This window comes from Paenibacillus dendritiformis, from assembly GCF_021654795.1.
In the GTDB taxonomy this organism is placed as follows: Bacteria; Bacillota; Bacilli; order Paenibacillales; family Paenibacillaceae; genus Paenibacillus_B.
This window is the reverse complement of record NZ_AP025344.1, coordinates 948,292-974,889: the sequence shown is the minus strand read 5'-3', so window position 1 is coordinate 974,889 and position 26,598 is coordinate 948,292. Positions and strand designations below refer to the sequence as shown.

Annotated in this window: 20 protein-coding genes and 1 CRISPR repeat array (1 of these 21 only partly in view); of the genes, 3 read left to right on the top strand and 17 right to left on the bottom strand. The window is 58.7% G+C overall.

The genetic code is table 11. The features are described 5' to 3' along the window. Positions 1-31: 31 nt before the first annotated feature. The 17 genes from L6439_RS04235 to L6439_RS04155 form a co-directional block, all read right to left on the bottom strand. Positions 32-1,051, bottom strand: a complete 1,020-nt coding sequence (locus tag L6439_RS04235; RefSeq protein WP_213471044.1) for a zinc-dependent alcohol dehydrogenase — start codon at positions 1,049-1,051, stop codon at positions 32-34. Positions 1,052-1,133: 82 nt separating this feature from the next. After that, the gene (locus tag L6439_RS04230; protein ID WP_213471043.1) at positions 1,134-2,204 is read right to left on the bottom strand and encodes a hypothetical protein; all 1,071 of its coding nucleotides are present in this window, start codon (positions 2,202-2,204) and stop codon (positions 1,134-1,136) included. Between the two features lie 34 nt (positions 2,205-2,238). Beyond that, entirely contained in the window at positions 2,239-3,123 is an 885-nt protein-coding gene (locus L6439_RS04225; RefSeq protein WP_374043208.1) for a carbohydrate ABC transporter permease, read from the bottom strand. Continuing rightward, positions 3,123-4,046, bottom strand: a complete 924-nt coding sequence (locus tag L6439_RS04220; RefSeq protein ID WP_213471042.1) for a carbohydrate ABC transporter permease — start codon at positions 4,044-4,046, stop codon at positions 3,123-3,125. Before L6439_RS04220 ends, L6439_RS04225 begins: the two co-directional genes overlap by 1 nt. A gap of 122 nt (positions 4,047-4,168) precedes the next feature. Continuing rightward, entirely contained in the window at positions 4,169-5,536 is a 1,368-nt protein-coding gene (locus L6439_RS04215; protein ID WP_237096736.1) for an ABC transporter substrate-binding protein, read from the bottom strand. Positions 5,537-5,760: 224 nt separating this feature from the next. Next, positions 5,761-6,888 (bottom strand): mandelate racemase/muconate lactonizing enzyme family protein, encoded by a 1,128-nt coding sequence (locus tag L6439_RS04210; RefSeq protein ID WP_213471041.1) that lies wholly within the window; start codon positions 6,886-6,888, stop codon positions 5,761-5,763. Between the two features lie 805 nt (positions 6,889-7,693). Then, entirely contained in the window at positions 7,694-8,575 is an 882-nt protein-coding gene (locus L6439_RS04205) for an IS3 family transposase (RefSeq protein ID WP_237096890.1), read from the bottom strand. A 50-nt stretch (positions 8,576-8,625) separates the two neighbouring features. Then, complete coding sequence (locus tag L6439_RS04200; RefSeq protein WP_237096561.1) at positions 8,626-8,946, bottom strand: transposase; 321 nt, start codon at positions 8,944-8,946, stop codon at positions 8,626-8,628. 251 nt (positions 8,947-9,197) lie between these two features. Continuing rightward, complete coding sequence (locus L6439_RS04195) at positions 9,198-9,752, bottom strand: delta-aminolevulinic acid dehydratase (protein WP_213470539.1); 555 nt, start codon at positions 9,750-9,752, stop codon at positions 9,198-9,200. 195 nt (positions 9,753-9,947) lie between these two features. Next, complete coding sequence (locus L6439_RS04190; protein ID WP_168178260.1) at positions 9,948-11,471, bottom strand: cellulase family glycosylhydrolase; 1,524 nt, start codon at positions 11,469-11,471, stop codon at positions 9,948-9,950. A 120-nt stretch (positions 11,472-11,591) separates the two neighbouring features. Next, entirely contained in the window at positions 11,592-12,887 is a 1,296-nt protein-coding gene (locus L6439_RS04185; protein WP_168178261.1) for a CapA family protein, read from the bottom strand. 250 nt (positions 12,888-13,137) lie between these two features. Further along, entirely contained in the window at positions 13,138-13,566 is a 429-nt protein-coding gene (locus L6439_RS04180; RefSeq protein ID WP_168178262.1) for a PaaI family thioesterase, read from the bottom strand. A gap of 56 nt (positions 13,567-13,622) precedes the next feature. Further along, complete coding sequence (locus L6439_RS04175; protein WP_168178263.1) at positions 13,623-15,302, bottom strand: AMP-binding protein; 1,680 nt, start codon at positions 15,300-15,302, stop codon at positions 13,623-13,625. A gap of 39 nt (positions 15,303-15,341) precedes the next feature. Continuing rightward, positions 15,342-17,126 (bottom strand): acyl-CoA dehydrogenase family protein, encoded by a 1,785-nt coding sequence (locus L6439_RS04170; protein WP_168178264.1) that lies wholly within the window; start codon positions 17,124-17,126, stop codon positions 15,342-15,344. A 41-nt stretch (positions 17,127-17,167) separates the two neighbouring features. Beyond that, the gene (locus tag L6439_RS04165; protein ID WP_168178265.1) at positions 17,168-18,349 is read right to left on the bottom strand and encodes an acetyl-CoA C-acyltransferase; all 1,182 of its coding nucleotides are present in this window, start codon (positions 18,347-18,349) and stop codon (positions 17,168-17,170) included. Between the two features lie 35 nt (positions 18,350-18,384). Next, on the bottom strand, positions 18,385-20,781 hold the full coding sequence (locus L6439_RS04160) for a 3-hydroxyacyl-CoA dehydrogenase/enoyl-CoA hydratase family protein (RefSeq protein ID WP_213470538.1): 2,397 nt from the start codon (positions 20,779-20,781) through the stop codon (positions 18,385-18,387). 275 nt (positions 20,782-21,056) lie between these two features. After that, positions 21,057-23,231, bottom strand: a complete 2,175-nt coding sequence (locus L6439_RS04155) for a (Fe-S)-binding protein (protein ID WP_213470547.1) — start codon at positions 23,229-23,231, stop codon at positions 21,057-21,059. Between the two features lie 208 nt (positions 23,232-23,439). Between L6439_RS04155 and L6439_RS04150 the strand changes: the two genes are divergently transcribed. The 3 genes from L6439_RS04150 (at position 23,440) to L6439_RS04140 (ending at position 26,287) form a co-directional block, all read left to right on the top strand. Beyond that, entirely contained in the window at positions 23,440-24,024 is a 585-nt protein-coding gene (locus tag L6439_RS04150) for a fatty acid metabolism transcriptional regulator FadR (RefSeq protein WP_168178267.1), read from the top strand. 197 nt (positions 24,025-24,221) lie between these two features. Further along, positions 24,222-24,980, top strand: coding sequence for an electron transfer flavoprotein subunit beta/FixA family protein (locus tag L6439_RS04145; protein ID WP_168178268.1), 759 nt, complete (start codon positions 24,222-24,224; stop codon positions 24,978-24,980). A gap of 326 nt (positions 24,981-25,306) precedes the next feature. After that, positions 25,307-26,287 (top strand): electron transfer flavoprotein subunit alpha/FixB family protein, encoded by a 981-nt coding sequence (locus L6439_RS04140; RefSeq protein ID WP_213470536.1) that lies wholly within the window; start codon positions 25,307-25,309, stop codon positions 26,285-26,287. A gap of 217 nt (positions 26,288-26,504) precedes the next feature. After that, a CRISPR array of direct repeats spans positions 26,505-26,598; the repeat unit is 32 nt (it continues 801 nt past the right edge of the window).

Here is a 26,598-nt window from a genome sequence, read left to right as displayed (position 1 = left end):
CCGAAGGCGCCGGGCCCGGACCGCCGCGGCGCTACGAGTCATACCGGAGCAATACTCCCAGCGCGCCGCTCATATCCGCATGAAGCGCTTCATAGGCTGCCGGCGCATCGCCGATGGCATATTCATGCGTAATCAGCGGGTTCAGGCGGATGCGGCCCGCCTCCAGCTGACGGACGAATTCCGCCATGTTCCGCCCTTCCGTCCAACGCACATAGGCGTAAGGATAATCGATGCCCTGCTCCTCATACTGCCGGTCATAGCGGCCGGGACCCGCGGCGCGGGCAATGACGAAATCCGCTTCCTTCTGGAAAAACAGCTCGCGCGGAAACTCGATCGGGACATTGCCCACGACCGCGTAGGTGCCGCGGAAGGCCAGCTTCTGCATTGTCGCCGCGATGATGCGCGGACGGGAGGAATGGGCGACGAGCGCGATGCTGTCGAAGCCGAAGCCGGCGGTGAACCGCTCCGCGTAGTCGTCCAGCGCTTCATCGTCGGCGAGATAGGCCGCATCCACCCCGCTCGCCTGCACGGCCGCGATGCGGGCCGGGTTCATATCGGTCGCGAACACCCGGTAATTCGCCTGATGGCTGAATTGCGCGATAAGCTGGCCGAGCAGACCCAGGCCGACCACCCAGACCGATTCGCCGAACTGCCGCCCGAGCCGGCGCACGCTGTGAATCGCTACCGATCCGAGGCCGACCAGCGCCGCTTCGCGCAGCCGGAACTCGTCGGACAGCTTTACGCAGAGCTGGCGCGGAACGGACAGCTGCTCCGCATGATACACATACGGGCCGCCGTAGCAGGCCACCCAGTCCCCCGGCGCAAGGCCGGCCGCCTCCGGCCCGACCTCCAGCACCTGGCCGGAGGCGCTGTAGCCGAGCGGGAAGCCGTCCGGGACCTCCATATGATGGATCAGATTCAGCTCCGTGCCGGGGCTGATCGAAGAATATCTGACCTTCACCAGCACCCGGGCCGGGTGAGATGCGGACAAGACCGGCGCTTCGGCCTCCTCCAGCACGGCCTGCCCCTGCCTTACCACGATTTGTCTCATCGGTATGTAACGCCTCCTCGAATACCTTGATCGGCTGTGCCGTCATTCGTGTCGGTCACCGCCGGAATTCCTCGTCCTCCCGTCAGGCTTCCTCTGCCGCGGCTTCGAATGCCAATGCCGCCATCGTGCCGGCGAACCCGGCCGCCTTGCGGAAGGTGGTCGTCACCGGCGTCCGATCCGGCTCCTCATGCCGGATGTTCGGCCGGAACAGGGCCATGCCCCGGGCGCTGACATCGTCCGCGACTTCCGCGAAGCGCTTCCTCCCGAGCTCGCGGATCTCCGGCCGGGTCCCGCAGCGCCAGAGCGCCATGTACAGCTCCCAGCCGAGCGTCCAATCGCGCGTCCACCACGGCGCTTCCGTCTCTTCCGACGGCGGCTGCCGGATCGCCTCGATCATCGTATCCACCGCTTCCTCGGATACGCGGCTCCAGGCCGCGCGCCGCTCTGCCGGCAGCAGCGGCGCAACGGTCGCGCCCAGGCCGACGATCGTCGCCTGGTACAGCACGCTGTTCCCCATCACGACCGAGCCGTCCCAGCGTTCAATATACGGCCACCAGCCGGCGGCATGGCGGCCGAAGCGGTTCATCAGATGGACGAACACGTCCTCCACCTTCTGCAGGAAGACCGCCTCGCCGGTCAGCTCATAGGCCCGGCCGAACGTATGCGCCGCATACATGTCGCCGTTCAGGACATCGAAATCCTCGCCCGGCCGCTTGAGCACCACGCCCGGATTCTGCTTGGCCACCTGCGTCAGCAGATACTCGGCCGACCGCACCAGACTCTGCTTCGCCTCCGGGCTCCCGGTCGTCCGGTATACATAATACAAGCTGTCCGCCGCCGCGCCGACCTCGGCGATATCGATGGGCGGCTCCTCCCCCTGCTTGACGTAATAAGGCTGGGAATAGCCTCCGCCCGGAAGCTGGCGGCGGCGCACGTCCTTCGCCAGCTCGCGGGCGATGTCCGCTCCGTCCCCGCCGCGCAGCAGCCAATCCTGCGCATAGAAGCTGGCGACGGCGGCCGTCGTGCAGCAGCTCGCCCGATCCCCGAGCTCGTCATCCAAAATATAGAGCGCGCCGCTATTCTCCTCCCGCCGCAGCAGTCCGTCAAAGTAAAGCTTCAAATGAGGGTCAAGCCGGAAAAAAAGCTGTCGCATCGCAATCCTCTCCTTGCCGTATTCTGCACTCCCGTCATTTCATTCCGGTCAACGTGATCCCTTGAATAAAGACTTTCTGCACGAAGAAATACAACATGACGATCGGGATCGTGAACAGGGCGGCTGCCGCCATCAACATGCCCCATTCGATGTTATATTCGCCGATAAATGCTTTCAGCCCGACGGATAAGGTCCATTTGGCCGGATCGTTCAAATAAATGAGCGGCATCTGATAATCCTTCCATGAGCCGAGGAACACGAGCAGCCCAACCGTGAACAGGGCCGGCTTCGACAGCGGGAGGATCATCTGCCAGTAGATCCGGAACTCCGAGGCGCCGTCGATTTTGGCCGACTCGGTCAGCTCGTAAGGGATGCCCATGAAGAACTGGCGCAGCAAGAAAATATAGTAGGCGGCCCCGAAAAAGGCCGGCAGAATCAGCGGCCAGAACGAATTGACCAGATCCATCTTGTTGTACAGCACATAGAGCGGAATCATTGTCGTCTGGGAAGGCAGCATAATCGTGCCCATCATGATCAGGAACAGGACGTTCCGCCCCTTGAACGGAATCCGGGCGAAGCCGTACGCCACAAGCGGGGCGGCAAGCAGCTCGCCCAGCACGCACATCAGCGAGATGAACACGGTATTCAGCGTATACTGGAAAAACGGAATCGCGTTCACCGCATTTGAATAATTCTCCCAATAGAAGCGCTCCGGCCACCACACGAACGGAACGGCAAAAATCTCGTCTATCGACTTCACGGAAGTTAAGAGCAAGTACGCAAACGGACCGAGGAAAAATAATCCCGCCAGCATCAGCAGCCCATGCTTGACGATGCTGGGGAACGAACGGCTGGCGGAGCTGCGCCGCATCCGCGCCGCGCGGCCTCCGGGTCTCAGGGCCGTCGCAGAGTTCGGCATTATTTCTCACCTCCGTAGTACACCCAGCGGGCCGACGTCCGGAAGATAAGCAGCGTGAACGTCATGACGACCAGGAACAGAATCCAGGCCATCGCGGCCGCGTACCCCATATTGAGGAAGGAGAAGGCCTGCTGGTACAAATAAATGGAGTAGAAGAGCAGCGAGTTCTCCGGCCCTCCGATCGACTGGGACGCCTCTGCGAACACCATGCCTTCCGTAAAATATTGAAAAGACCCGATCAGCATCATGATTAACTGGAACAGCGTCATCGGCGAAATCGCCGGGAAGGTAATCGACCAGAATTTGCGCCAGCGGCTGGCCCCGTCAATCTCGGCCGCCTCATAAAAAATCTGCGGTACGTCCTGCAACGCCGCCAAATACATGACCGTAATCGTTCCGGTTCCCCAGAAGCCCATCAAAATGAGCGACGGCTTGGTCCAATCCGGGTCGACCAGCCAGTTCGGACCGGCGATGCCGATACTCTCCAGCAGCATATTGATCAGGCCGTACTGCGAATTCAGAATCCACAGCCACAGCAGCGAGCCGGCGACCGCCGGAACGAGCGTCGGCAGGAAATAGATGGTGCGGTATATGCTTTGGCCCTTTATTTTCATATTAAGCAGCAGGGCCATCCCGAGCGCGAACGCCATATGCGGGACGACGCCGAATGCCGTAATATACAGCGTGTTATACATGGACAAGAAAAACTTATCGTCATGGAACAGATCCCGGTAGTTATGCAATCCGACCCATGCCGGCGACGAGAACAAATTATATTCCGTCATGCTGTAATAGAACGAGGTCACAATCGGATAAAGCTGAAACACCAAAAAACCGATAATCCACGGACTGGTAAAAAGCAAGCCGGTGATCAACGTCTTCCGTTCCCGTCTGCGAATGCCGGCAATGTTGCTGTTCTCCATTCGCCCGCCTCCTTCCTGTCATCTGCCGTACGCACATCCCCCTTACCGGACCTTGCTCAGAGCAGCTCCTGCATCAAGGCCCGAGCGGGAAGCGGGCCGAAGCGTCCCGCCCCGCGCCGCGTTTATCGCTTTTGGGCTGCCTTATCGGCAAGCGGCTGAATTTTTTGCGCGACCTTGTCCATCGCCTCCTGCGGCGACTGCGTCCCCTTCAGCGCTTTCTCCGTCTCCTCTGACAACGCTTGCAAATACTCGTTAATGTACGAGCTGTTCGGGAATCCCTGCAAGTTCTCGCTCTTCGCCGCTTCCAGGAACGGAATCATCGTCTGGTTGGCGTCCGCGCGAAGACGCTCGTCATCCAGCGCCGCCTTGATCGTCGGAATGACCTTCGCTTCCAGGGCGAATTCGACCTGCGTATCCCGGGCCATCAAATACTTCATGAATTCCCATGCTTCATCAGGATACTTGGCCTTGGCGGGAATGAATATGGCGCGCGGGCTGACCATCCCCGACCCTTTCAGCTCCGGCTTCGCGGCCGGGTAAGGGAATGGGGCGACGCCGATCGGGCCGTCCTCCGCCCGCTCGTCGCGGAAATTGTACTCCCAGCCGATATACATCGCCAACTGGCCTGTCAGCATCGGATCCTGCGGCGTGCCGCGCTTGCCCATCCCGGACTTGAACTTCGCGATCTGGTCCGCGCCGAATTCGTCGTAGAAGGAACGCTGGTACGCGATCGCCGCGACGTTGTCCGGATCGTTGGGCGTCACTTTGCCTGTGCTCTCGTCATACCACGAGCCGCCGAAGATGATCGGCCAGAACACGTTGTCGATCCACGGGTAATCCGGAATGAATCCGATCTGCTTGATATTCCCGCTGGCGTCCCGCTTCGTCAGCTTCTTGGCCGTCTCGAACATTTGCTCCAGCGTCTCCGGAGGGGCCGAAATGCCCGCTTCCTCGAATGCCTTTTTGTTATACATCAGCGAGTTCGCCATGCTCATCGTGAACGGCATTCCGTAATATTTGCCATGGATGCTCATGCGCTCCGCCGCGGCCGGGATGAGCGCATTCACGTCGAAGCCGTCCTTCCGGATGTTGTCCGTCAGATCCATGACGGCCCCCGCTTCGGCCCAAGGCCCGATGTTGTTCCAGAATGTCAGCAAAATATCCGGAGCCGCTCCGCCGGAGATCGCCGTCAACTGCTTCGTGCTGTCCTGATTGCCCAAAATTTTGACCGAAATCCGATCCTGGCTCTTATTGAAGCTCTCCACGACCTTGTTGATCGGCCCCGCATCGGTATCGGTGTAGGTGTGCCAGAAGGCAATCTCCACCTTCTCGCCCTGTTCCTTGCCCGCTTCCCCGGACGAACCTGCCGGATTCGCCCCATTCGCCCCCGAGCCGCTGCCGCCGCATCCCGCCAACAGCGTCAGCAGCATGCCGACGGAGCAGAGCAACGCCAGCGCTTTTTTTCTCATCTCTGTCATCGGTGTCATCATGAACCCTCCCTCTATCGGTTCGATTAGGTGAACAAGCCGAATTACGGAATGCGATTCCTTCGCTTGCCGGCATATGGATAAAAAGCCTCACCTCCTCCTATAATGCAGATACACGCAGCCGTGCCGCGCGCCACAAATCACTTCTATACGGAAATAGTGGATTCCGCTTCCCAATCACGAAGAAATGATGGATATCTCTTCCTTTTCCGGTGAAAAAAAATCCGCTAGACGTCACGGGCAGCATATTGTTCTATCTTCTGCATGGAAATGACGCATCCGATTCCCGGCGCCGCCGGCAATTGAACATGGCCCTCCTTGATAACGGGGCCCGTCTCGACAGGATCATCGGTCAGGAACAGCGGACCGTTCAAATCGGCCGGATAGGCGATGTCCAGGTGCTGGAACAGCCAGCCGCTGGCCGTCAACCCGAGCCGCGACTCCGTCAGCCCGCCGCCCAGCAGATCCAGCCCCGCATCACGGGCCAACTCGCCGCAGCGCTTGGCCCCGGCCAATCCGCCCATCTTCGTCACCTTGATGACGACCGTGTCGCATGCTTCCGCCCGAATCGCCTGCATCAGATCCCCGGGCGTCCAGACGCTCTCGTCCAATGCGATCGGTAGCGATGTCTTGCGGCGCAGCTCGGCGTGCCCGTGAAGCTGGTTGGCAGAGAGCGGCTGCTCGAATACATCGACTCCGATTCGCTCCATCTGCTTCGCCAGCTTGACGGCCTGCGGCAGATTGTAGGCCTGATTCGCATCGGCCCGGAAGAACAGGTCCGGCGCCTTGCTCTTCACGGCCTCCACAATCGCGAGATCGCGCTTCGGATCAAGCCCAAGCTTGACATCGACCGCTTCGTAGCCATTGGCTGCGGCGTATGCCGCCTTGCGCGCCGCCTCCTCCGGGCTGGGCGTGCTGATGAGATAAGACAGCTTCAGCTCCGGCTTCGGGGCCGAGTACCACAGCTCCGCCAGGGTGCGCCGCTCGGCGGCGCCGATCAGATCATGCAGCGCCATATCAATGGCCGCCTTCGCAATCGGCTGGCCGCTGCCCGGGCCCGGCCGGATCTCCCGGTTCATCACCCCGTGAAGCGTCTTCCAGTCCTTGGCCTCCATGCCGATCAGCGCCGGACGAAGGTAGCGCTCGATCGTGGTTGTAACCGTTTGCAAAGTTTCGTAGCTCCAACGGGGGCTTGGTCTGGCCTCCCCCCAGCCGCAGACGCCGTTGTCCGCAGTAATTCGCACATAGACATGCGGCGCCCCTATGCCGGCTTCCCCGACGGCCCCATTGGATATCGTGAACGACTGGCTCATCGGCAGGCGAAGAGGAAACACGTCGATGCGGGCAATTTTCATCTCATCATCCCCCTTGATTCGTTCCGCCATAGGCTTGATCACATCATACTCGATACATGGTAACAAATCTTCACTTCGCCGATTTAAAGACGAATTTTTCTCCACTCCCCGATCGCTTGGGAAAGGACTGATAGGGACTGGCAGCGGGCTTGCTTCCAATCCGGTCGGGTGCACGCGTCTGCCCCCCGCTCCCCTCCGGCAAGACCAGACTCGAAGCAGCGGCTATGCGGGGATTGAAGGACAAGTGCAGCCCTGTTCTTCCCGACCGGCAGTCCGGACCGAATCAGCAGCCGTGCGCGGGACACTTTCGTAATCGGCTTCGTTAGTAGGCGCTGCTTGAGTACCTCTTCATCGCATTCCTCTTGCTTGCGCAGCTATTGCTTGCGCCTATATCTTGCTTGCGTTTCATTACTTGCGTTCCCCTTGCTTTCGTTCCCCATGCTTGCGTTTCATTACTTGCGTTCCTCTTGCTTTCGTTCCCCATGCTTGCGTTTCATTACTTGCGTTCCCCTTGCTTGCGTTCCTCTTGCTTTCGTTCTTCTCGAGCGGATAATGCGGGATGCGTACACAGTCTGACAGTCTGTATGCTGCTGGTTCTCCCGTCGAAAACTGCAATAATGCAGTTTTTCCGGGGAAACCGCTTCTCACCTAAGTGAAGCCTGCAATAATGCAGCAATTTCGCCTGCTTGGGCTTGGAGGGAGGACTTTTCGAGGGAAATGATGTAGATTCGGCTAGGCCCCCTATATCTGGAGTCATGTCCACCAAAAAAGATGCGTTCTTAGAATTGCTTCCTATTTCGCGTGGTTACACGGCCCGATGATATTTTGATCGGTCCTCCAGCGTCATGACCCACTTTGAGTATTCCGATGGTGACATGCTCTTTAGGCTACCATGCATTCTGCGGTTGTTGTAGAAATCCATGTAACGATCAAGTGCTTCATAGGCCTCTTCAAATGTCATAAATTCCGTCAGGCTGAACAGATCACGTTCGAGTAAGCTATGAAATGACTCAATGTAGGCGTTCATATTCGGACTGCGTGGCGGGATGCGTTCATGGACGATCTCCAGACTCTCGCACGTATCACCAAACAACTTGCTGACAAACTGAGGCCCGTTGTCGGTGCGGACGGTGGGCAACTCATCGCCGGGATTCAGGCGTTCTTGTAGCGCCCGGCATAGTGTCTGTACGACGTGCTTGGCCTCACACACGGAACCCCGGTATTGTCCGACGACGACGCGGTCAAATACATCGATGATACTGAGCACGAAAAAGAAACGCTGGCGACCAATCACGTACCCATATTTAATATCAATTTGCCATAGCTGGTTCACCCCGGTTACCGTCCGGTTTCTCGGTACTCTTCGAGGATGTTTGCTTGTTTTCTTCCGTTGTTTCTGAAGAATTCCTAACTCTTTGCAAATGCGGTACGCCTTTTTCTTGTTTAGAATCAATCCACGTTGTTTGCGGAGGCACAGCGCCAAATTCTTATACCCATAAATGTGCTCTTCTCCTTCCAGGAGTTCGAGCATCCATTCTTTAATCTGTTCATCTGAAACTTTCCGGCCCGTGTTCGTAGAGGAAAATCCAGGCACAGGACGCCCTTTTAGAGCGCATGAAGCCTGTTCTTCGGTACTGGATGCCTCTCGTTTCTTCCGGCCATAGTACGTCGATTCGCGAACTTTCAGGATACGCAGAACTTTAGCTGCTGCATGCCCCCGCTTAATAAACGGTTCTGCTATTTCAAGTCTTTCAGATAAGCGGGGTTCTTCTTTTTTACGACTTCTCGCAGGATCTCGATCTCAAGCTCTTTTTCACCCAGGAGCTTTTTTGCCTGCTCGAACTTTGCCTCTACCTCTTGAAGTCGACGGAGTTCTTGCAGATGCTCGTCTGCTGCGGGTATCTCCTCTTGGCTAATTTCGTCACGGTGGTCTCTAACCCAAACACGTACCGTCTCCGGATGGACACCGTACATTCGGGCAAGTGTTCCCACCTTAATGCCGGCCATTGCTTCCTTTATGATTTGCAGGCGTTTTTCCTTGCTAAAGTGCTTTCCCATACTAGTTGTCCCCCTCTGATAACAGCTTATAATATTGGAGCCGGAAGCTCCAGTTTAATTAGGGGGCCTAGGAGGATTTGCAGGATTTGCGCCTAATATTTGCGATAAAGCAAAAAATTACTGCACTTATGCAGGATTCCAGCCATGAGCAGAAAGAGGATGATGCCGAAATCAGGCAGAATCCCGGCCTGCCCATTAAAAAGAGCCTCGGCGGATACCGCCAAGACTCTTCTTCTTCCCTATTGGATCCATTAAGCCGTGTAGATCCGGTACATCGAGAGGTTCTCCTCATCCATCGCGCGGGCCGCCTCGACGGCTTCCTGCACGCTCTTCTTGTTCTGAATCATCTCGTAGGCGAGACGCAGCACGAACATCAGCGCCGAGGTGCCTTCCGGGTAGTCGTCCGGTCCGATATACATCGTGCATCCCGCGTCCAGGAAGGCTTGCGCCAATGCCGGATCGCCCAGGGAGCAACCGTTGCCGATGACGATGTGATGATCCAGCCTCGCATACCGCCGAATCTCCTCCGGGCCGTAATCCCCGCGCGGCTCATGCTCCTCATAGACGTCCTCTCCCAATTCCGGCATGCAGAAGTGTCCTTCATCGCCATGGAAGTTGAGAATTATCAGATCTATGCCGGGATACAGATCCTCTCCCGATAGCACCGCATTGAAGTCACTCGGCCTTCCAATCCAATACGTAAACACCCGCGCTCCAAAATATTCCAAAGCCGCACGGATCGCTTGCGTGTCCATATCGCAATCCGGGCCGCACACCAAGGCGACGTTCATTTCCGGTCTACTCATCCTTATCTCCTCCTCAAATATGTTAACCATCTATCCGGATATCTTGCCGGATAGCAGGAGGAGCCCGGGCCCGGTCTGCGGAAGCAATGCGTTAAAGGCGAATCGATAGTTTCATTGAAAAATAACTCCTTCTATAATGGTGGTGATGGTAAATATATCTAGCATCCTATCATACATCCGCTGCCGCTGTCAAAATCAGCATTCCGGCGGCTTGCCCGCAAGGATCAAACTGCGGTTCCCGCACTGGATCGGCGGGATGATCATATAACCCGCAGGCGACCCTTCGATGGGCTGGACTGTATAGCGTTCGCCCTCCGGCCGCAGCGTCACGGTCTCAGGTACGGCATGGCGAATATCCGGCAAATAGACGATCGTCGGCGCTTCGCTCTCGCCCGCTTCCTCCCAGCGCATGCTGAAGGAGCCGAGCGCATGCTCGTAGCGGTACTGCTTCAGCTTGCCGGCGACCGCCATCGGATAGCCGCGCCGCACGCCGAGGAAGGACGGGCTGCGGTCCATATCCGGCGTGTAATCCCAATAGGTGTCGCTGCAGAGCAGCTTCTCCAGCAGGCGCTGGATGTGAAGCGACACATGCCCCGTGTCGCGCGAGCCGTAGAACGCGCCCCATTCGCCGACAAGCATGGGCATCTCCAGCCGCTGCCGCGTCTCTTCGTGCCGGGTCAGAATCAGTTCCAGGCGCGCATCGTTCGCCGTATGCGCCAGCTCCGTATCGGTCACCAGATCATAGGCGTGCGGCGCATATACCTGCTGCTCGCCGCGACTGCCGTCCGCGTCAGTCACCGGCTCAATCCTGCTTCGGGTCCCCAGATTGGAGAAATAATTCGTCTCCAGGAACAGCATGCCGTGCGGGTCCGTCTCCCGAATCGCCGCCGCGGCCTTCCGGTACAACGCGGAGAGCGACGTGGCCTCGAACGCTTGCAGCACCGGGCTGGGGGCATCGATCACCTGCCGGAACAGCTCCGCATCCTCCAGCAGACTGAGCGCCGCCTGCTTCCGTTCCGGATCCATCCAGGCCGCGAGCATCTCCGCCGGATCGGTCTCCCCGTACCGCGCGGCGTGCAGCTCCGCATATTTGGCCAAGATCGCGGACATCGCCTGCTCCGCCCCGCTGCCGATAAACGGCTCATTGATCAGATCATAGCCGATAACATTTGGCTCCGTATGCAGGTTCCGCGCCAGATGCCCCCACGCCTGCGCAAAATGATCCTGAATCCCGACCCCGTCGGAAGCCGGCGTATTCCGCCAGAAATGATCGAACGCCTTCTGGACCGCTTTGTTGAACAAATACGCGTCGCTCCATACCTGTCCCGGCTCATACCGCTCTCCATCGGTGAAGGTCGCCCAGGCAGGAGCGCCGCCGCCGAACAGCGTGCTGTACAGATCCTGATGCATGTCAAGGAAGACCCGGATCCGATGCTGATGCGCCAGCCGGATCAAGCGCCGGTGCGCCTCGATATATTCGTCGTCGTAGACGCCAGGCTCCGGCTCGAGCGCATTCCAATTCATGCCGAGACGGATGACATTGAGCCCCCAGCGGCGAAGCCGGGCGAAGTCTTCATCGCTCCAGTCGCCTATCCAGTGGCGGCTCTCCTCTTTGCACACCATGTTGACGCCATGCAGCAGCACCTGCCTGCCGGCATCGTCAATGAACCTCGTCCCGCGGACGCGCAAGCCCAATCCCGCTTGTCCCGATTGCTCCATCTATTCCATCCTCCTCGTTAGCGTATGCCAAGCCGACAGACAAGGCCGCTCAATTCCATCCTACAAACTAGATCAGTCCAGCCCTACCAAGCTAGATCCGTCCCGCCCTACCAAGCTAGCCTACCATGATACTTTCCCTGCGCCATCTTGTATCTGAATCGTTACGCCACACGGTTCCGACAAGACGGCCATCCTGGCCAAAACCTCGCAGGAAGCCGCCAATTGGGGCCACCCTCTCCGGTACCTTGGCCGCCCGCTGCCGAGTTCAAGCGGGTAGAGGGTCAATTCCGTCAGCTTGCCGTCCTTCATCTTCCAGTAAGGGATGACGGATTGCCAGACTTCCGCATCGGCCGCAAGGCCGGTTGTACCATGCTGACTTCTCGCATCATAGGCGTCCGCCGGACGATGCTGATGTCCCAACCCATATTTCTCATAAAAATCAGCAGGCTGGCGCAGGAACGAATCATTCTGAAAAATGAAATTGCCCAAGCTGTAGAAAATAGGGCGATCCTTGTACACCTCGATGCCCCTGACGATATGGGGACCATGGCCAACAACAGCATGAGCCCCTTCGTCAATGCATAATCTGGCGAATTCGACGACGAACCCGGCCGGGCGATCGAAGCTCCGGCCTTGCGGCTGATGAGCATGGATACTCACGATGACGTAATCCGCCTGTCTTCTCGCCTCGCGAATGGAGCGGACGATCCTGTCCACGTCTCCCTTATGCAGCCGGCAAGACGCTCCTTCATGCTCCCCTTCTCTAAACAGATATGCCCCAAATGGAACCGTTCCTTCCGGATGCTCCTCCATATAACCTTTTTGCACCATAAGCATATTAGGATCATTGATATGAGAGGCTTCTGCGATGCATCTCAATTGCTCCAGCCTCGAACGATGAAGTGTATACATGACATGATGCCGCAGTCCATTGACGCCGGGCCTCCCAATCATATCCGGGCGCTGCTCCCCCGCCATCCATGCCGGATCGAAGCTCGCCGTCGCTGCAATCAGCGCCACCCGGCCGGAGGCCGTCTCCAAATAGCGCGGCTCGCTTGCGCTTGCCAGATCTTTTCCGGCACCTGCATGAACCAGTTCGTGTTCATCTAAATATTTCTCGGTTGCCTCCAATCCCCCATACGAGTAATCAAGCGTATGATTGTTCGCCCAGGCCACCAGATTGAAGCCATACCTCAAGAGATCACCCAGCATTTCAGGAGTAGCCATCGCCCATGAGCCTCCGCTCACTGCGGACGGAAATCCTTCCATTCGGCGCACGGTCGTCTCCAGATTCGTGAACCGCACGTCCGCTTGCTTGATAATCGACGCCACTTCCCGACAAGCTTGGTCATTTGCGGGCAGACGCCGGGAGATAAGACTGTCGCCAGTCGCGGCGAAGCTGATCGCTTCCGTCATGGACACCTCCGGTACGATATGTATTGGTCTTGACGCGAAAATATAGGCCAACCAGAATATTCCGGTTGACCCCATCATACAAAAAAGACGCCAGCAAAGAAATATATTTTATGCGAACTGCGTTCGCGATCCGCCCCCTGCTTGACCGCATACGCTGGAAAACGCCGATTAGCCGGATCGCAACAACGCCCCTGACACATAACCTGTGCAGGGGCGTTCTCCACATCATCGTTGCCGGCCGCCGTCGGCGTCAAAGGACGCGGAATGTCGCCGTCGCAAGCGAGCCAAGCTGGCCGTCTGCGCCGAATACTTGCCCGGTGCATGTGATCGATCGGCGCGTCTCATGCACAATGTCCGCCGTGACGCGCAGTTCGCCTTCATGCAGCGGGGCAACGAAGTGAACGTTCAAATTCGATGTCACCGTATTCTCCCCGGGACGAGCCAGCATCGTGGCCAAGCCCATCGCGTTGTCGAGCAGGGAGGACAGCACGCCGCCATGCACGATGCCGATGGCATTCAGATGATGCCGCCCGGCATCCAGCTTCAGGACGGCCTTGCCCGGCTCGGCCGTGACCACCTCGCAGCCGAGATATTCCCAGAAGGTGCCCCGCGCTAGCTCGAACAACTGTTCAAGCGGCACGCCGCCGATGGACGCGGGAGCTGCCGATTGTCGCTTCATCTTTTCTCACCTCCGCCGTTCCTTCCTTCAGTGCCGCTGCGGCGGCCGGCCGGCATTTACCGCTTCATCAGCATCTCTTCTTCCTCCAGCAGCTTGCGGCGCAGCACCTTGCCGGCAATCGTCTTCGGCAGTTCGCTGCGGAACTCGTATTGGCGCGGCACCTTGAAGGAAGCGAGCCGCTCGCGGCACCAGATATTGAGCTCTTCCGCCGTCAGTTCGCTTCCGGCGCGCGGCACGATGTAAGCCTTCACCGTCTCCCCGCGGTACGCATCGGGCATGCCGACCACGACAGCTTCCTGCACGTTCGGATGCTCGAACAGCACTTCCTCCACCTCGCGCGGATAAATGTTGAAGCCGCCGGCGATGATCAGATCTTTTTTCCGATCGACAATGGAGAAAAATCCGTCCTCGTCCTGCCGCGCCAAGTCGCCGGTGAACAGCCATCCGTCCCGAAGCTGCTTCATCGTCTCTTCCGGCCTGTTCCAGTACCCCTTCATCACTTGCGGACCGCGGACGATCAGTTCCCCGACTTCGCCTTCGGCCACCTCGTCTCCCGTCTCCGCATCCACGATCTTCGCATCGGTGTCCGGGAACGGAATCCCGATGGATCCGTGCTTGCGCTTGCCCCACAACAGATTCGCATGCGTAATCGGCGACGCTTCGGTCAGGCCATAGCCTTCGATAAGCACGCAGCCGGTCAGCTCCTCGAATCGCTCCTGCACTTCAACCGGCAGGGAAGAGGCGCCGCTGATGCACGTCCGGATGGAAGACAGATCATATTTGTGCAGATCGGGATGATTGATGAGCCCAATGTACATGGTCGGCGCTCCCGGGAACACCGTCGGGCGCAGCCGATGGATGATGCGCAGCACCTCCGCAGGCTCGAACTTCGGGACGAGCACGTTCATTCCCCGGCAGAGCGTGCATAGGTTCATCAATACGGTCATGCCGAACACATGGAAAAAAGGAAGCGCTCCCAAAAAAATTTCTTCCCCTTGCTTCACCTTGTAGAACCAGGCGCGCGATTGCATCGTATTGGCCACCAGGTTGCCGTGAGTCAGCATCACGCCCTTGGGCGTGCTCGTGGTGCCTCCCGTATACTGCAGCAGCGCCAGATCTTGCTCCGGGTCGACCTCGACGCAGGTGAACCAGGGCGGAACGCTTTTCAGCAGCGAAGCGAAGGCATGGACCTGCTCCCCATACTCCACTTCCACCGCATGGCCGCTCCGTTTCGCTTTGATCGGGTAGAGCATGTTTTTCGGAAACGGCAAGTAATCCTTAATCGACGTCACGATGACATGACGCAGCCGGGTACGCGCCATTACGGCACGCACCCGCGGATAAAGGGCGTCAAGCGTCACGATCGCCGCGGCGCCGGAATCGGCCAGCTGCAGCTCCACCTCGCGCTCCTTGTAGAGCGGGTTGGTGAGCACGGCAATGCAGCCGGCCATCAGCGTGCCGTAATAGGCGATGACGGTCTGCGGGCAGTTGGGGAGCATAATCGCCACCCGCTCCCCCCGGCCAACGCCAAGGCGCGCAAGCGCATTGGCGAAGCGGCAGCTCTCCTCAAGCAGCCGCTCGTACCGCAGCTGCTTACCCATGAATTCGAGCGCGGGACGATTGGGACAATCCCGCGCCGCATCGATTAAAAATTGAGCGACGTTATGTCGCGGGTACTGATACGTCGGGTCAATTTCCTGCGGGTAATGACGGAGCCATGGCTTCTCCAATGGCATACCTAACCATCCCTTCCTCGCGGAGGATGCCCCCGCGTATTACGAGACCGCGTATTTTTCCGCTTGAATGACACGTGCCGCGATATCACGCTTGATGCTGATCGCATCGATCGGCGAGCTTTTCGTCAGTTTTTTCAGAATCGAGAGCTGGGTGCGCAGCATGTCGCCGGATTCCATCGCCGCCAGCGTGCTCTTGGCGATGCGCTCGATATCGGCCAGCGTCTCATGCACATAGACGGACGTCATCTGCATGGCGAGCTTCGCCTTCTCCTCGCCGCTCTTCGCCATCAGCTTGCGCGTGCGCAGCAGAGCGCTCTCCAGCGCATAGACGAGGATCATCAGATCGGCGAGGTTGCTCAAGATTTCCTGATGCTGCTCCAGCGACGTTCCGTATTTTTGCGCCGCCAGACCGCCGACCATGAGAAATACCTTTTTCGACATCGAGACCAGATGTCCTTCCAGCGCCAGCGCTTCACCCGAATCCGGCATCGTGACGATCGACATCAGCTCGGCCTGCAGCGCCTGCGCCTTTTGCATCAGCGGAAGCTCGCCTTTGGCCGCCTTTTTGAGCAGCATGCCCGGAATAAGCAGGCGATTGATCTCGTTCGTGCCTTCAAAAATGCGGTTAATGCGCGAATCGCGGTAAATGCGCTCGATTTTATATTCTTGCGTGAAGCCGTAACCGCCGTGGATTTGCACGCCTTCGTCCGCGACAAAATCAAGCGCCTCGGAAGCGAACACCTTGTTAATCGAGCATTCCAGCGCGTACTCGGCGATCGCCTTGGCCATCAGCTGGCCCGAATCCGGCTGTCTATAATCGATATCCTTGAGCGCGGAATCCACCAGCCCGGACGTCCGGTACACCATCGATTCCGTCACATAGGTGGCAATGTTCATATCCGCCAGCTTCTGGCCGATAAGCGGGAAGGAAGTAAGCGCCTTGCCGAACTGCTTGCGCTCGCTCGCGTATTTCACGCTCAGCTCGATCGCCTCCTTCGAGGCGCCGAGACAACCCGCTCCCAGCTTGAAGCGCCCGATGTTCAAAATATTGAACGCAATGACGTGGCCGCGGCCGATCTCGCCGAGCACGTTCTCCACCGGAACCTTCACATCCTCGAAAAAGAGCGGGCAAGTGGAAGAGCCTTTGATCCCCATCTTCTTCTCTTCCGGTCCGATCGTAAAGCCCTCCATGCCTTTTTCCACGATAAAGGCGGTGAAGTCCTTGCCGTCCACCTTCGCATACACGATGAAAATATCGGCAAAGCCGGCGTTCGTGATGAAAATTTTGGAGCCATTGAGCACATAGTGGCTGCCGTCCTCCGACAGCTTCGCCGTCGTCTTGGCGCTCAGCGCATCCGAGCCGGATGACGGTTCGGTGAGGCAATATGCGGCGATTTTGGCCCCTGTCGCAAGGTCAGGCAAATATTTGCTCTTCTGCTCCGGGGTGCCGAAGAACACGATCGGCAGCGTGCCGATGCCGACATGCGCGCCGATGGAGAGCGCGAAGGCGGACGCCTTCGTCAGCGTCTCGCCGATCAGCGTGGAGCTGACCTTGTCGAGCCCCAGGCCGCCGTATTCTTCCGGAATGTCGGCGCCGAGCAGGCCGAGTTCGCCGGCCTTGCGCATCAGCTTCACCGTCAGGTCATAGTTCAGCTTCTCGATCGCTTCGTCGTTCGGCAGCACCTCGCCTTCCACATAATCGCGAGTCGTATCCATCATCATGCGCTGCTCTTCGGTGAAATCCTCCGGCGTCACGATCGCATCCGGCGCGATATCATCAATGACAAAGCTGCCGCCTTTGACTTTCTGATCCAACACACTCATCGTCATCTTCCTTTCCATTTAATCAATTTACTGTTGTGAGTTTAAGCAAATACTTCGAACACGCCGGCGGCCCCCATCCCGCCGCCGATGCACATCGAGACGACGCCATAGCCGCCGCCCCGGCGGCGCAGCTCATGGACCAGCGTCGCCGTCAGCTTCGAGCCCGTGCAGCCGAGCGGATGGCCGAGCGCAATCGCGCCGCCGTTCACATTGACCTTGCTCTCATCCAGCTCCAGTTGGCGGATAATCTGCAGGCATTGCGAGGCAAACGCTTCATTCAGCTCGATCAGATCGACCTGATCCAGCGTAATCCCGGCCTTGCGCAGCGCCTTCGGGATCGCTTCGACAGGGCCGACGCCCATAATGTCGGGCGCCACGCCGGCCAGCGCGAAGCCGCGGAAGGCCGCGAGCGGCTTCAGCCCAAGTTCCTGCGCGCGCTCGGCGCTCATCAGCACGCAAGCCGCCGCCCCGTCGTTCATCGGCGAGCTGTTGCCGGCCGTGACGCTGCCACCCAGAGCGAAGGCGGGCTTCAGCTTGGCGAGCACCTCCTCCGTCGTATCGGGGCGTACGCATTCATCCATGTCGAACGAGATCTCCTTCTCCCATGGACGCCCGTCGCTGCCGACCCCTTTCTGCACGGTGGCGACAGGCACGATCTCGTCGCGGAATTTCCCCTCGGCGATGGCGGCCGCCGCTTTGCGGTGACTGTTCGCGGCGTAGCGATCCTGCTCTTCGCGGCTGATCCCGAACCGCTTCGCCACATTTTCCGCCGTGTAGCCCATGCCCATATAGACCTCCGGCATATCGGACACCAGCTTCGGGTGCGGAGCCAGCTTGAACCCGGTCATCGGCACCGCGCTCATGCTTTCCACGCCGCCGGCCACGATCGTCTCCGCGCCTCCGGCCATAATTCGCTCCGCCGCGAACGCGATCGACTGCAGCCCCGAGGCGCAGAACCGGTTAATCGTCACGGCCGGCACCGTATCCGGATAGCCGGCATACAGCGAGATGATGCGCGCCATATTCAATCCTTGCTCGCCCTCCGGCATGGCGCAGCCGAGGATGACGTCCTCGACATCCGACTTATTCAAGCCCGGCGCGCGCCGGACAGCCTCCTCCAATACGATGCGGCCCAGGTCCTCGGCGCGCGTCTGCGCGAGGCTCCCCTTCTTGGCTCGGCCGACCGGCGTGCGCGCCATCGATACAATGACTGCCTCTTTCATTGCGATCTCCCCTCATTTCATAGTGTGGAAGGACATTAATTACGAAGCGGCTTGCCCTTGGCGAGCATATGCTGCATGCGCGCCTGCGTCTTCGGCTCGCCGCACAGGCTCAGGAAGGCTTCGCGCTCCAGATCGAGCATGTACTGCTCGCTGACCAGGCTGTTCGCCGGCACATTTCCCCCCGCCAGCACATGGGCCAGCTTGTTGGCGATCAGCCGATCATGATCCGAGATGTAGTTGCCAAGCTGCATCGTATAGGCGCCAAGCTGCATCACCGCCTTGCCCGGTTCGCCGACGACGCGGATGCGCTCCTCTTCGATCGGCTCGTATCCGGCGCGATCCATCTCCAGCACCGCCATCTTCGCCTCATAGACGCGGCGGTCCGGATTGATGATGACCGAATCGCGCGGTCCCATATACCCGAGCCGCTTCGTGTCATGGCCGCTGGTCGAGACCTTCGCCATCGCGATCGTCTCGAAATAGCTGTTCACGAACGCCTGCAGGTCCGCGTCCGTGCTGCCCGCCATCCGGCTGGAGCGCAGCGCCATCTCCTTGCAGCCTCCGCCCGCCGGAATGAGGCCGACCCCCGTCTCGACGAGACCGAAGTACGTCTCCGCCGAGAAAATGATTTTGTCGGCCGGCAGGCACGCTTCCACGCCTCCGCCGAGCGTCATCTGATGCGGCGCCGCCACGACCGGCTTTTCCAGCCTTTTCAGCGTCAGCATCGTATTCTGGAACTGGCGGATGATGAGATCAATCTCATCCCATTCCTCTTCCTGGGCCTCCATGAGAAGCAGCATCACATTCGCGCCGACGCAGAAGTGGCGCCCCTCGTTCGCGATGACGAGCCCGCGGTAGTTCCGGCGCACTTCCTCCACGCTCTGCTGAATCATCGTCAGGATATCCGCCCCGATGGCGTTGTTCGGCGAGTGGAATTCCAGGCATGCGACCCCGTCGCCGATGTCGATCAAGCTCGCGCCCGGGTTGGACAGCACGACCTTGTTCTGCTGCTTGAGCCGCCGCAGCGAGATATGCTCCGCCGGCGTCGCCAGCTCGCTCCACGCCCCGCCATGGGCGTAGAATCGCCGGTCGTTCCGCTGCTCGTAGAAGCTGGTATTCCCCGCGTCAATCCAGGCGCGGACCCAGTCCGGCAGCACGTCGCCCTCGGCCTCCATCCGCTCGGCGGCCTTAACCAGGCCAATCGCGTCCCATACCTCGAACGGGCCGAGCTCCCAGTTGAAGCCCCATTTCATCGCGTTGTCGATGTCGGCGATCGAATCGGCGATTTCGCCCAGCTTGTGCGCCGAATAGAGCAGCACCGGCTTGAGCGTATTCCAGGCCAGCTCGGAGTACCGATCCTTCGTGCCGAGCAGGGCTTTGATTTTGTTGCCGGCTCCCTTGACGGCCTTGGCCGCTTCGAGCGAAGCGGAAGAGACTTTGCGCACCGGCTCGTACTCCATCGTGTCGAAGCGGAGCGCCTGGATTTGCGTGCCGGATTCCGTCTTCACTTTCTTATAGAAGCCTTGGCCCTGCTTCTCGCCAATCCAGCCCCGATCCACCATGCGGCCCAGCACGTCAGGAGCGCTGAACACGTCCTTCTCCGCCGTCGCCGCCGTCTGTCCATGCACATTGGCCGCCACATGCACGAACGTGTCGAGCCCGACCAGATCGAGCGTGCGGAAGGTGGCGCTCTTCGGCCGCCCCAAGGCCGGCCCGGTGACGGCATCGACTTCTTCCACGGTGTACCCGAGTTCCAGCATGTTGCGCAGCGTCACGAGCAGGCCGTAGGTGCCGATGCGGTTCGCAATGAAGTTCGGCGTGTCTTTGGCCACGACGACGCCTTTGCCCAGCCGGCGCTCGCAGAACCCGTGCATGTAGGACACGATCTCCGGATCGGTCGTCTCGCCCGGAATAATCTCCAGCAGCTTCATATAACGCGGCGGATTGAAGAAATGAGTGCCTAAGAAATGCCGCTTGAATTCCGGGCCGCAGGAGGCAACCATCTCATTGATGGAGATGCCCGAGGTGTTGGAGGACACGATGGTGCCCGGCTTCCAGACTTTTTCGATGCGTCCGAGCAGCTCGCGCTTGACATCGAGCCGTTCGACGACGACCTCGATAATCCAATCGACGCCGGCCAGCTTCGGCAGGTCGTCCTCCAGATTGCCCGGCGTAATCCGCGCTGCAAATGCCTCGCTGTACAGCGGCGCCGGCTTCGTCTTCTTCAAGCGCGCGATGGCGTCAACGGCCAGGCGGTTGCGCACGGCGGGATGCTCGAGCGTGAGTCCCTTCTTCGCTTCTGCTTCGGTGAGCTGGCCCGGCACGAGGTCAAGCAGAAGACAATGAATGCCCGTGCCTGCCAAGTGGGCGGCGATGGCCGCTCCCATGACGCCGGAGCCGATGACAGCGGCTCGTTGAATCGGTTGAACCATATGCGAGATCCCTCCCAAATGAAATGGTCTGTTTTCACATGATGAGAACAACGTTATATATGCGGTTGGCTTGCTCTGGATGCCCCTGCTGAAGCAGGTACTTGGGTATGCTTGATGTTGACGCATAGATGAATGGTTATATTGGGTAGGTCTTGGTTGGCGATAATCATTGCGGTGATGCATCTTAGAGGTTGTTTTTTGCGATTACATAAGAAGAGGTTGCTTGCTAGCTTTCAATGACTTTCCTTGAAAAAAAGATGCATTGGGTTATCCCTTTAGACGGAAACCGGCTGCCTGTCGTCCGATTTCACGGAACCGAACACGGCCAGCTCCAAAATTTCGGCGATGTCGCGCGTCTGCACCGCTTCATCCGCCTCCAGCAGCTTCGTGCCGTCTTCCATCATCGTCAGGCAGTACGGGCAAGCCGAGGAAATGACGGTCGGCTTCGCGGCCAGCGCCTGCTCCGTGCGGGCCAGGTTGACGCGCTTGCCCGCCGTCTCCTCCATCCACATCATCCCGCCGCCGGCCCCGCAGCACATGCCGTTCTCGCGGCTGCGCTCCATCTCCAGCAGCGTGACTCCCTTGATGGCCCGCAGCACGTTGCGCGGCTGTTCGTAGACGCCGTTGTAGCGGCCCAGATAACAGGAATCGTGATACGTGATGCGCTCCTCCACCTTATGGCGCGGAACGAGCTTCCCGGTCCGGACCAGCTCGTCAAGCAGCTCGCTATGATGAAGAACCTCGGCCTCCAGGCCGAATTCGGGATATTCATTTTTTAACGTGTTGTAGGTATGCGGACAGGCCGTAACGATCTTACGCACGTTGTATTTCCGGAACGTGGCGATATTTTCCTCGCACAACTGCTGGAACAAAAATTCATTGCCCATCCGCCGCGGGGTATCGCCCGAGTTCTTCTCCTCATTGCCGAGAATGGCGAAGTTCACGCCGGCCTCGTTCATCAGCCGTACGAGCGAGCGCGTCACCTTGCGGCTGCGGTTGTCGTACGAGCCCATCGAGCCGACGAACAGCAGGATGTCGAATTCCGGGTTCTCCTTCACGGTCGGCACATGCAGCATGCCTTCGGGATCGACCTCACGGACCCATTTGGCCCGGTCGCTGCGGCTAATGCCCCACGGATTGCCCTGGCGCTCGATATTTTGCAGCGCCCGCTGTCCGTCATGCGGCATGCTTCCCTGCGTCAGCACGAGATAGCGGCGCATATCGACGATTTTGTCGACGTGCTCGTTGCCGACAGGGCATTGGTCTTCGCAGTTGCGGCATGTCGTGCAGGCCCAGATCTCGGCTTCCGACATGATGTCGCCGATCAGCTCCATCTCCCCCGGAGCGCGATCTGCCGCCGTCTGCCACGCCGCGGCTTGCGCCCGCATCGTCGGCCCGATGTCGGTCATGCCCTTCCCTTGCCACTCGCCGAGATCCGCTCCGTCCGCCCGGATGCCGTGCGTGCCGCCCGACGAGAAGACGAAGGACGGAATCCAGGGCGATCGCGAGGTGACAGCCGCTCCCTTCTCAGTCAAATGATCGCGCAGCTTGACGATCATGTGCATGGGCGACAGCCATTTGCCCGTGCCCGCCGCCGGGCAGACGTTGGTGCAGCGCCCGCATTCCACACAAGCGTACAAGTCGAGCAGCTGCTTTTGAGTGAAGTCCTCCACTTTGCCGACGCCGAATGATTCCGCTTCTTCATCCTCCAGATCGAGCTTACGCAAGCGGCCGACGGGATCCGTGCGGCGCAGCAGCAGGTTGACCGGCGCCGATAACAGATGAAAATGCTTGCTCTGCGGCACATAAACGAGAAATGCCAGCAAGATAAGCAGATGCGCCCACCAGCATACCAGGTACAGCACCTCTGCAGCGGTCTGGGTCATGCCGGCCAGCGGCATCGCGATGAGAGACGCAATCGGCGCGTAGGGCGAGAAGTCCTTCCCTTCCAGAAGACGCTCGAACGACATCGTCAGCAAGACCGACAGCATCAGCGAGAAAATGAAGAAGACGACGATGGACGGCTTCCATCCGCGCTTCAACCGCCCCAGCTTCTCGCCGTACCGGCGGTAAGCGGCATACCCCATGGCGACGAGCACCAGCGTCACCGTCGCTTCCTGCAGCAGCACGAAGGCCTCATAGCCAGGAATCGGAAGCGGGCGGCCGGACAATCCTTTATAGATAATATCCAGCGCACCGACTTGCAAAATGATGAACCCATAAAAAATGACAATGTGCATCAGACCGCTCTTCTTGTCCTTGAGCAGCTTCGTCTGACCGAACACTTGAACCGCAAAGTCGCGCAAATTGCGCTTCGCGCGCCCGCCCCATTCCACCGGCTGCCCCAGCTTCACATACATATACCGGTGAATGACCGCTCTGGCGAACGCGTAGACGCCGAGTCCCGTGACGGCCAAAAACAGGACGAGCTGCACGATCGCTCCCGGCATCGGAACCATCTCCTTTCCCCTTTTGCAAATGAATGAGCTCATTGCGGCAAGCGCTTTCACAGCGTTCATACCGCCGCTCCTCCGCTGGGCGAACCCCCGTCTCCCGATCCAATGATTGACAAGGATCCGGTTCTATTTTATGATATCAGCAGAAAATGAATGAGCGTTCATTCATTCGTGATTCACATTTTAGCACCGAGGTGATTCCATGGCAAGTCAGAAAAAAGAAAAATATTCCCAAATCCTCGAAGCCGCGGTCAAAGTATTCGCCGAACACGGATTTCACCGTTCGCAAGTTTCCAGGATTGCGAAAACGGCCGGAGTCGCTGACGGTACGATCTATCTTTATTTCAAGCGAAAGGAGGATATCCTTATTTCTTTGTTCCGCGAGAAGCTTGGCGAGCTGATCGGCAAGTTTCACGCGAGTCTCGAAGAAACGACCGGAGCGAAGGAAGCGCTGCGCAAAGTGTGCGAAATTCATTTTACCGAGCTGGGGAATAACCCGGACCTCGCCTTCGTCACCCAAATCGAGCTGAGACAAAGCTCGCTCGAGCTCCGCAAAGAAATCGGAAAGATCATTAAGCCATACATTGTGCTCATTGAAAAAATCATCGTGCAAGGCATCGAAGAGAAAGTGTTCCGCGCCGATCTCGACGTCAAGCTTACCCGCCTGCTTATCTTCGGCTCCATGGACGAAGTCGTGACGTCCTGGCTCATCTCCGGGCAGAAATATTCGCTCATCGGCCAGTTGGATGGTACGGTAGGCTTCTTCCTCAAAGGACTGGAGGCCTAAGTTGTTTAGAGGTTTTCCAAAAGTCCGGTTTTCAGCCTTTTCGGCCTGAAGGACGCATTTTTTGAACTTTTTGCACCATCAAATCAATACTTATAATTATCCGCCATGGGGAAAATACCACGCGCGCTGCATCCCTTCATCCAGAATTGCACTTTCCACTTTCCTGCATGGTAATCAAGCGAAAGGGGCAATGAACGATGAATATCATCGTATTAGTCAAGCAGACCTTCGATACGGAGGAAAAGATCGTCATCGAAAACGGCAAAGTCATGGACGACGATGTCAAATTCGTGCTTAACCCCTATGACGAGTATGCGGTCGAGGAAGCGATTCGCATCCGCGATGAGCAGGGGGGCAAAATCACCGTCGTCTCCGTGGGACCCGACCGGGCAACCGAGGCGCTGCGCACCGCGCTCGCCATGGGCGCCGACGAAGCGGTCTTGATCAATGACGAGCGCATCGGCACGGATGAACATGCCGTCGCGCAAGCATTGGCCGCCTTCGTCGGGACGGAATCCGCCGACCTCGTGCTCGGAGGCAACTTCTCGGTCGATAACGGCGCAGGCCAAGTGGCTGTCCGGCTGGCGAAGCTGCTCGGCATTCCGCACGTGTCAGCCATTACGAAGCTGGAGATCGCCGACGGGCGCGCCGTCTGCTCCCGGGATGCCGAAGGAGACACCGAGGTCGTGGAGCTCCCGCTTCCGGCGCTCTTCACGGCCCAGCAAGGGCTGAACGAGCCGCGCTACCCTTCGCTGCAGGGCATTATGAAGGCGAAGAAAAAGCCGCTTCGCGAGATGACGCTGGACGATTTCAGCATCACCGCCGAGGCGCGTACGGCGCAGGCGGAGCTGTTCCTGCCTCCGCAGCGGCAGGCGGGCAAGCTGATCTCCGGCGAGCCGGCAGCGCAGGCGCAGGAGCTGTTCCGGCTCCTGCGCACGGAAGCCAAGGTCGTATAGACCGGCGTCTTCCGCCAGGTTGCCGTTAGAAGTTCATGTTCAAAAAGTACATTTTTCAGCATCGGGAAGGTTGCTTGAACTCGAAACCAATGCTTCCGAAGCCAGTTTTGCTGGCCAAAACTGGTAAGGAGCAGCGCCGTGTAGGCGAGACTGCAGGAGCAGCTCAAATGTTTCCGCAGGAAACATGCTTCGAAAAAGCAATCACTTGTCGAGACGGAATGCGAGATTCGATGCTGAGTTTACTTCTTGAATCACTTCGTGATATCAAAAATGGACTTTTTGAACCACCTCTTAAAGACCCATATTCCCGAGGAGGCGGATATACTATGTCCAAAACGATTCTTGTCGTAGCCGAGACGAAAGGCGGCGTTCTCCGGCAGGTATCCTATGAAGCGATCAGCGCGGCCCGCATGGCCGCAGGCGATGGCGGTACCGTGACCGCAGCCGTGATAGGGGCGGACGCTGCCCGTCATGCAGCCGATCTGGCCCCCTATGGCGCGGATCATATTTATACCGTAGAGCATTCCGCTCTTATTCATTATCATCCGGAAGCTTATTTTGCGGCGCTGCAGGCCGTCGTGCAGGAAGCGAAGCCGGATGGCGTATTCTTCGGCCATACCGCGCAGGGCAAAGATTTGGCTCCGCAATTGGCCGCCGCATTAGGCGCGGGACAGATCTCCGATGTCATCGCCATTGAAGCGGACGGCAGCGGCGAGCTGTTATACACTCGCCCTCTGTATGCAGGCAAAGCGATGGAGAAGAAAAAATTCCTGGCGGGACCATGGATTGTCACCATCCGCCCGAACAATATTCAGCCGCCGTCAGCCGAAGCGGGCCGGACCGCCCCGGTATCGGCGATCGCGTACCCCGAGCCGCCGCTGGCCGCCGTCATTCGCGAGGTGGTGCAGAATACGGCCGGCAAGATGGATTTGAGCGAAGCGAAAATTATTGTCTCCGGCGGCCGGGGCGTCCGCAGCGCGGAAGGCTTCAAGCCGCTGGAGGAGCTGGCCGAGGTGCTGGGCGGTGCCGTCGGCGCTTCCCGCGGGGCATGCGATGCGGGCTATTGCGACTATGCCCTGCAAATCGGCCAGACCGGCAAGGTCGTCACGCCGGAGCTGTACATCGCCTGCGGCATCAGCGGCGCGATCCAGCATGTGGCCGGCATGAGCCAATCGCGCGTCATCATCGCGATTAACAAGGATCCGGAAGCGCCGATCTTCCAGATTGCCGACTATGGCATCGTCGGCGATCTGTTCGAGGTCGTGCCGCTTCTGACCGAGCAGTTCAAGCAGGCGCTGCAGGCGTAGTATATAATAGGAAAGGGGCATTCCCGCCGGCACGATGCGGCTGGAATGCCCCTTTTGATTGTTCCTGGCGATAAGGCATGTCTGTACTGCTGTGATTCACATCGGCGTCTGCATATCGAGAATGAATGTGTATGAGTCTTGAGGGAACGCATCAAAAAAATAAGTTGGCCGAGGATGCAGGTAGGTCATTCTCGGCACCCGTGCCTTTTTTAATGCCTTTTCCATTCACGCATCCGCGTAGGATGCGACCGGTAATCTCGGCATCCTCCGGCAAGTGTTCGAGATTTCAATCCACGCATCCACATAGGATG

What these genes read in the sequence shown, in the direction of transcription:
- L6439_RS04235 (WP_213471044.1), bottom strand. Translation starts at nt 1,051, where the DNA reads ATGAGACAAATCGTGGTAAGGCAGGGGCAGGCCGTGCTGGAGGAGGCC.
- L6439_RS04230 (WP_213471043.1), bottom strand. Translation starts at nt 2,204, where the DNA reads ATGCGACAGCTTTTTTTCCGGCTTGACCCTCATTTGAAGCTTTACTTT.
- L6439_RS04225 (WP_374043208.1), bottom strand. Translation starts at nt 3,123, where the DNA reads ATGCCGAACTCTGCGACGGCCCTGAGACCCGGAGGCCGCGCGGCGCGG.
- L6439_RS04220 (WP_213471042.1), bottom strand. Translation starts at nt 4,046, where the DNA reads ATGGAGAACAGCAACATTGCCGGCATTCGCAGACGGGAACGGAAGACG.
- L6439_RS04215 (WP_237096736.1), bottom strand. Translation starts at nt 5,536, where the DNA reads ATGATGACACCGATGACAGAGATGAGAAAAAAAGCGCTGGCGTTGCTC.
- L6439_RS04210 (WP_213471041.1), bottom strand. Translation starts at nt 6,888, where the DNA reads ATGAAAATTGCCCGCATCGACGTGTTTCCTCTTCGCCTGCCGATGAGC.
- L6439_RS04200 (WP_237096561.1), bottom strand. Translation starts at nt 8,946, where the DNA reads ATGGGAAAGCACTTTAGCAAGGAAAAACGCCTGCAAATCATAAAGGAA.
- L6439_RS04195 (WP_213470539.1), bottom strand. Translation starts at nt 9,752, where the DNA reads ATGAGTAGACCGGAAATGAACGTCGCCTTGGTGTGCGGCCCGGATTGC.
- L6439_RS04190 (WP_168178260.1), bottom strand. Translation starts at nt 11,471, where the DNA reads ATGGAGCAATCGGGACAAGCGGGATTGGGCTTGCGCGTCCGCGGGACG.
- L6439_RS04185 (WP_168178261.1), bottom strand. Translation starts at nt 12,887, where the DNA reads ATGACGGAAGCGATCAGCTTCGCCGCGACTGGCGACAGTCTTATCTCC.
- L6439_RS04180 (WP_168178262.1), bottom strand. Translation starts at nt 13,566, where the DNA reads ATGAAGCGACAATCGGCAGCTCCCGCGTCCATCGGCGGCGTGCCGCTT.
- L6439_RS04175 (WP_168178263.1), bottom strand. Translation starts at nt 15,302, where the DNA reads ATGCCATTGGAGAAGCCATGGCTCCGTCATTACCCGCAGGAAATTGAC.
- L6439_RS04170 (WP_168178264.1), bottom strand. Translation starts at nt 17,126, where the DNA reads ATGAGTGTGTTGGATCAGAAAGTCAAAGGCGGCAGCTTTGTCATTGAT.
- L6439_RS04165 (WP_168178265.1), bottom strand. Translation starts at nt 18,349, where the DNA reads ATGAAAGAGGCAGTCATTGTATCGATGGCGCGCACGCCGGTCGGCCGA.
- L6439_RS04160 (WP_213470538.1), bottom strand. Translation starts at nt 20,781, where the DNA reads ATGGTTCAACCGATTCAACGAGCCGCTGTCATCGGCTCCGGCGTCATG.
- L6439_RS04155 (WP_213470547.1), bottom strand. Translation starts at nt 23,231, where the DNA reads ATGCCGGGAGCGATCGTGCAGCTCGTCCTGTTTTTGGCCGTCACGGGA.
- L6439_RS04150 (WP_168178267.1), top strand. Translation starts at nt 23,440, where the DNA reads ATGGCAAGTCAGAAAAAAGAAAAATATTCCCAAATCCTCGAAGCCGCG.
- L6439_RS04145 (WP_168178268.1), top strand. Translation starts at nt 24,222, where the DNA reads ATGAATATCATCGTATTAGTCAAGCAGACCTTCGATACGGAGGAAAAG.
- L6439_RS04140 (WP_213470536.1), top strand. Translation starts at nt 25,307, where the DNA reads ATGTCCAAAACGATTCTTGTCGTAGCCGAGACGAAAGGCGGCGTTCTC.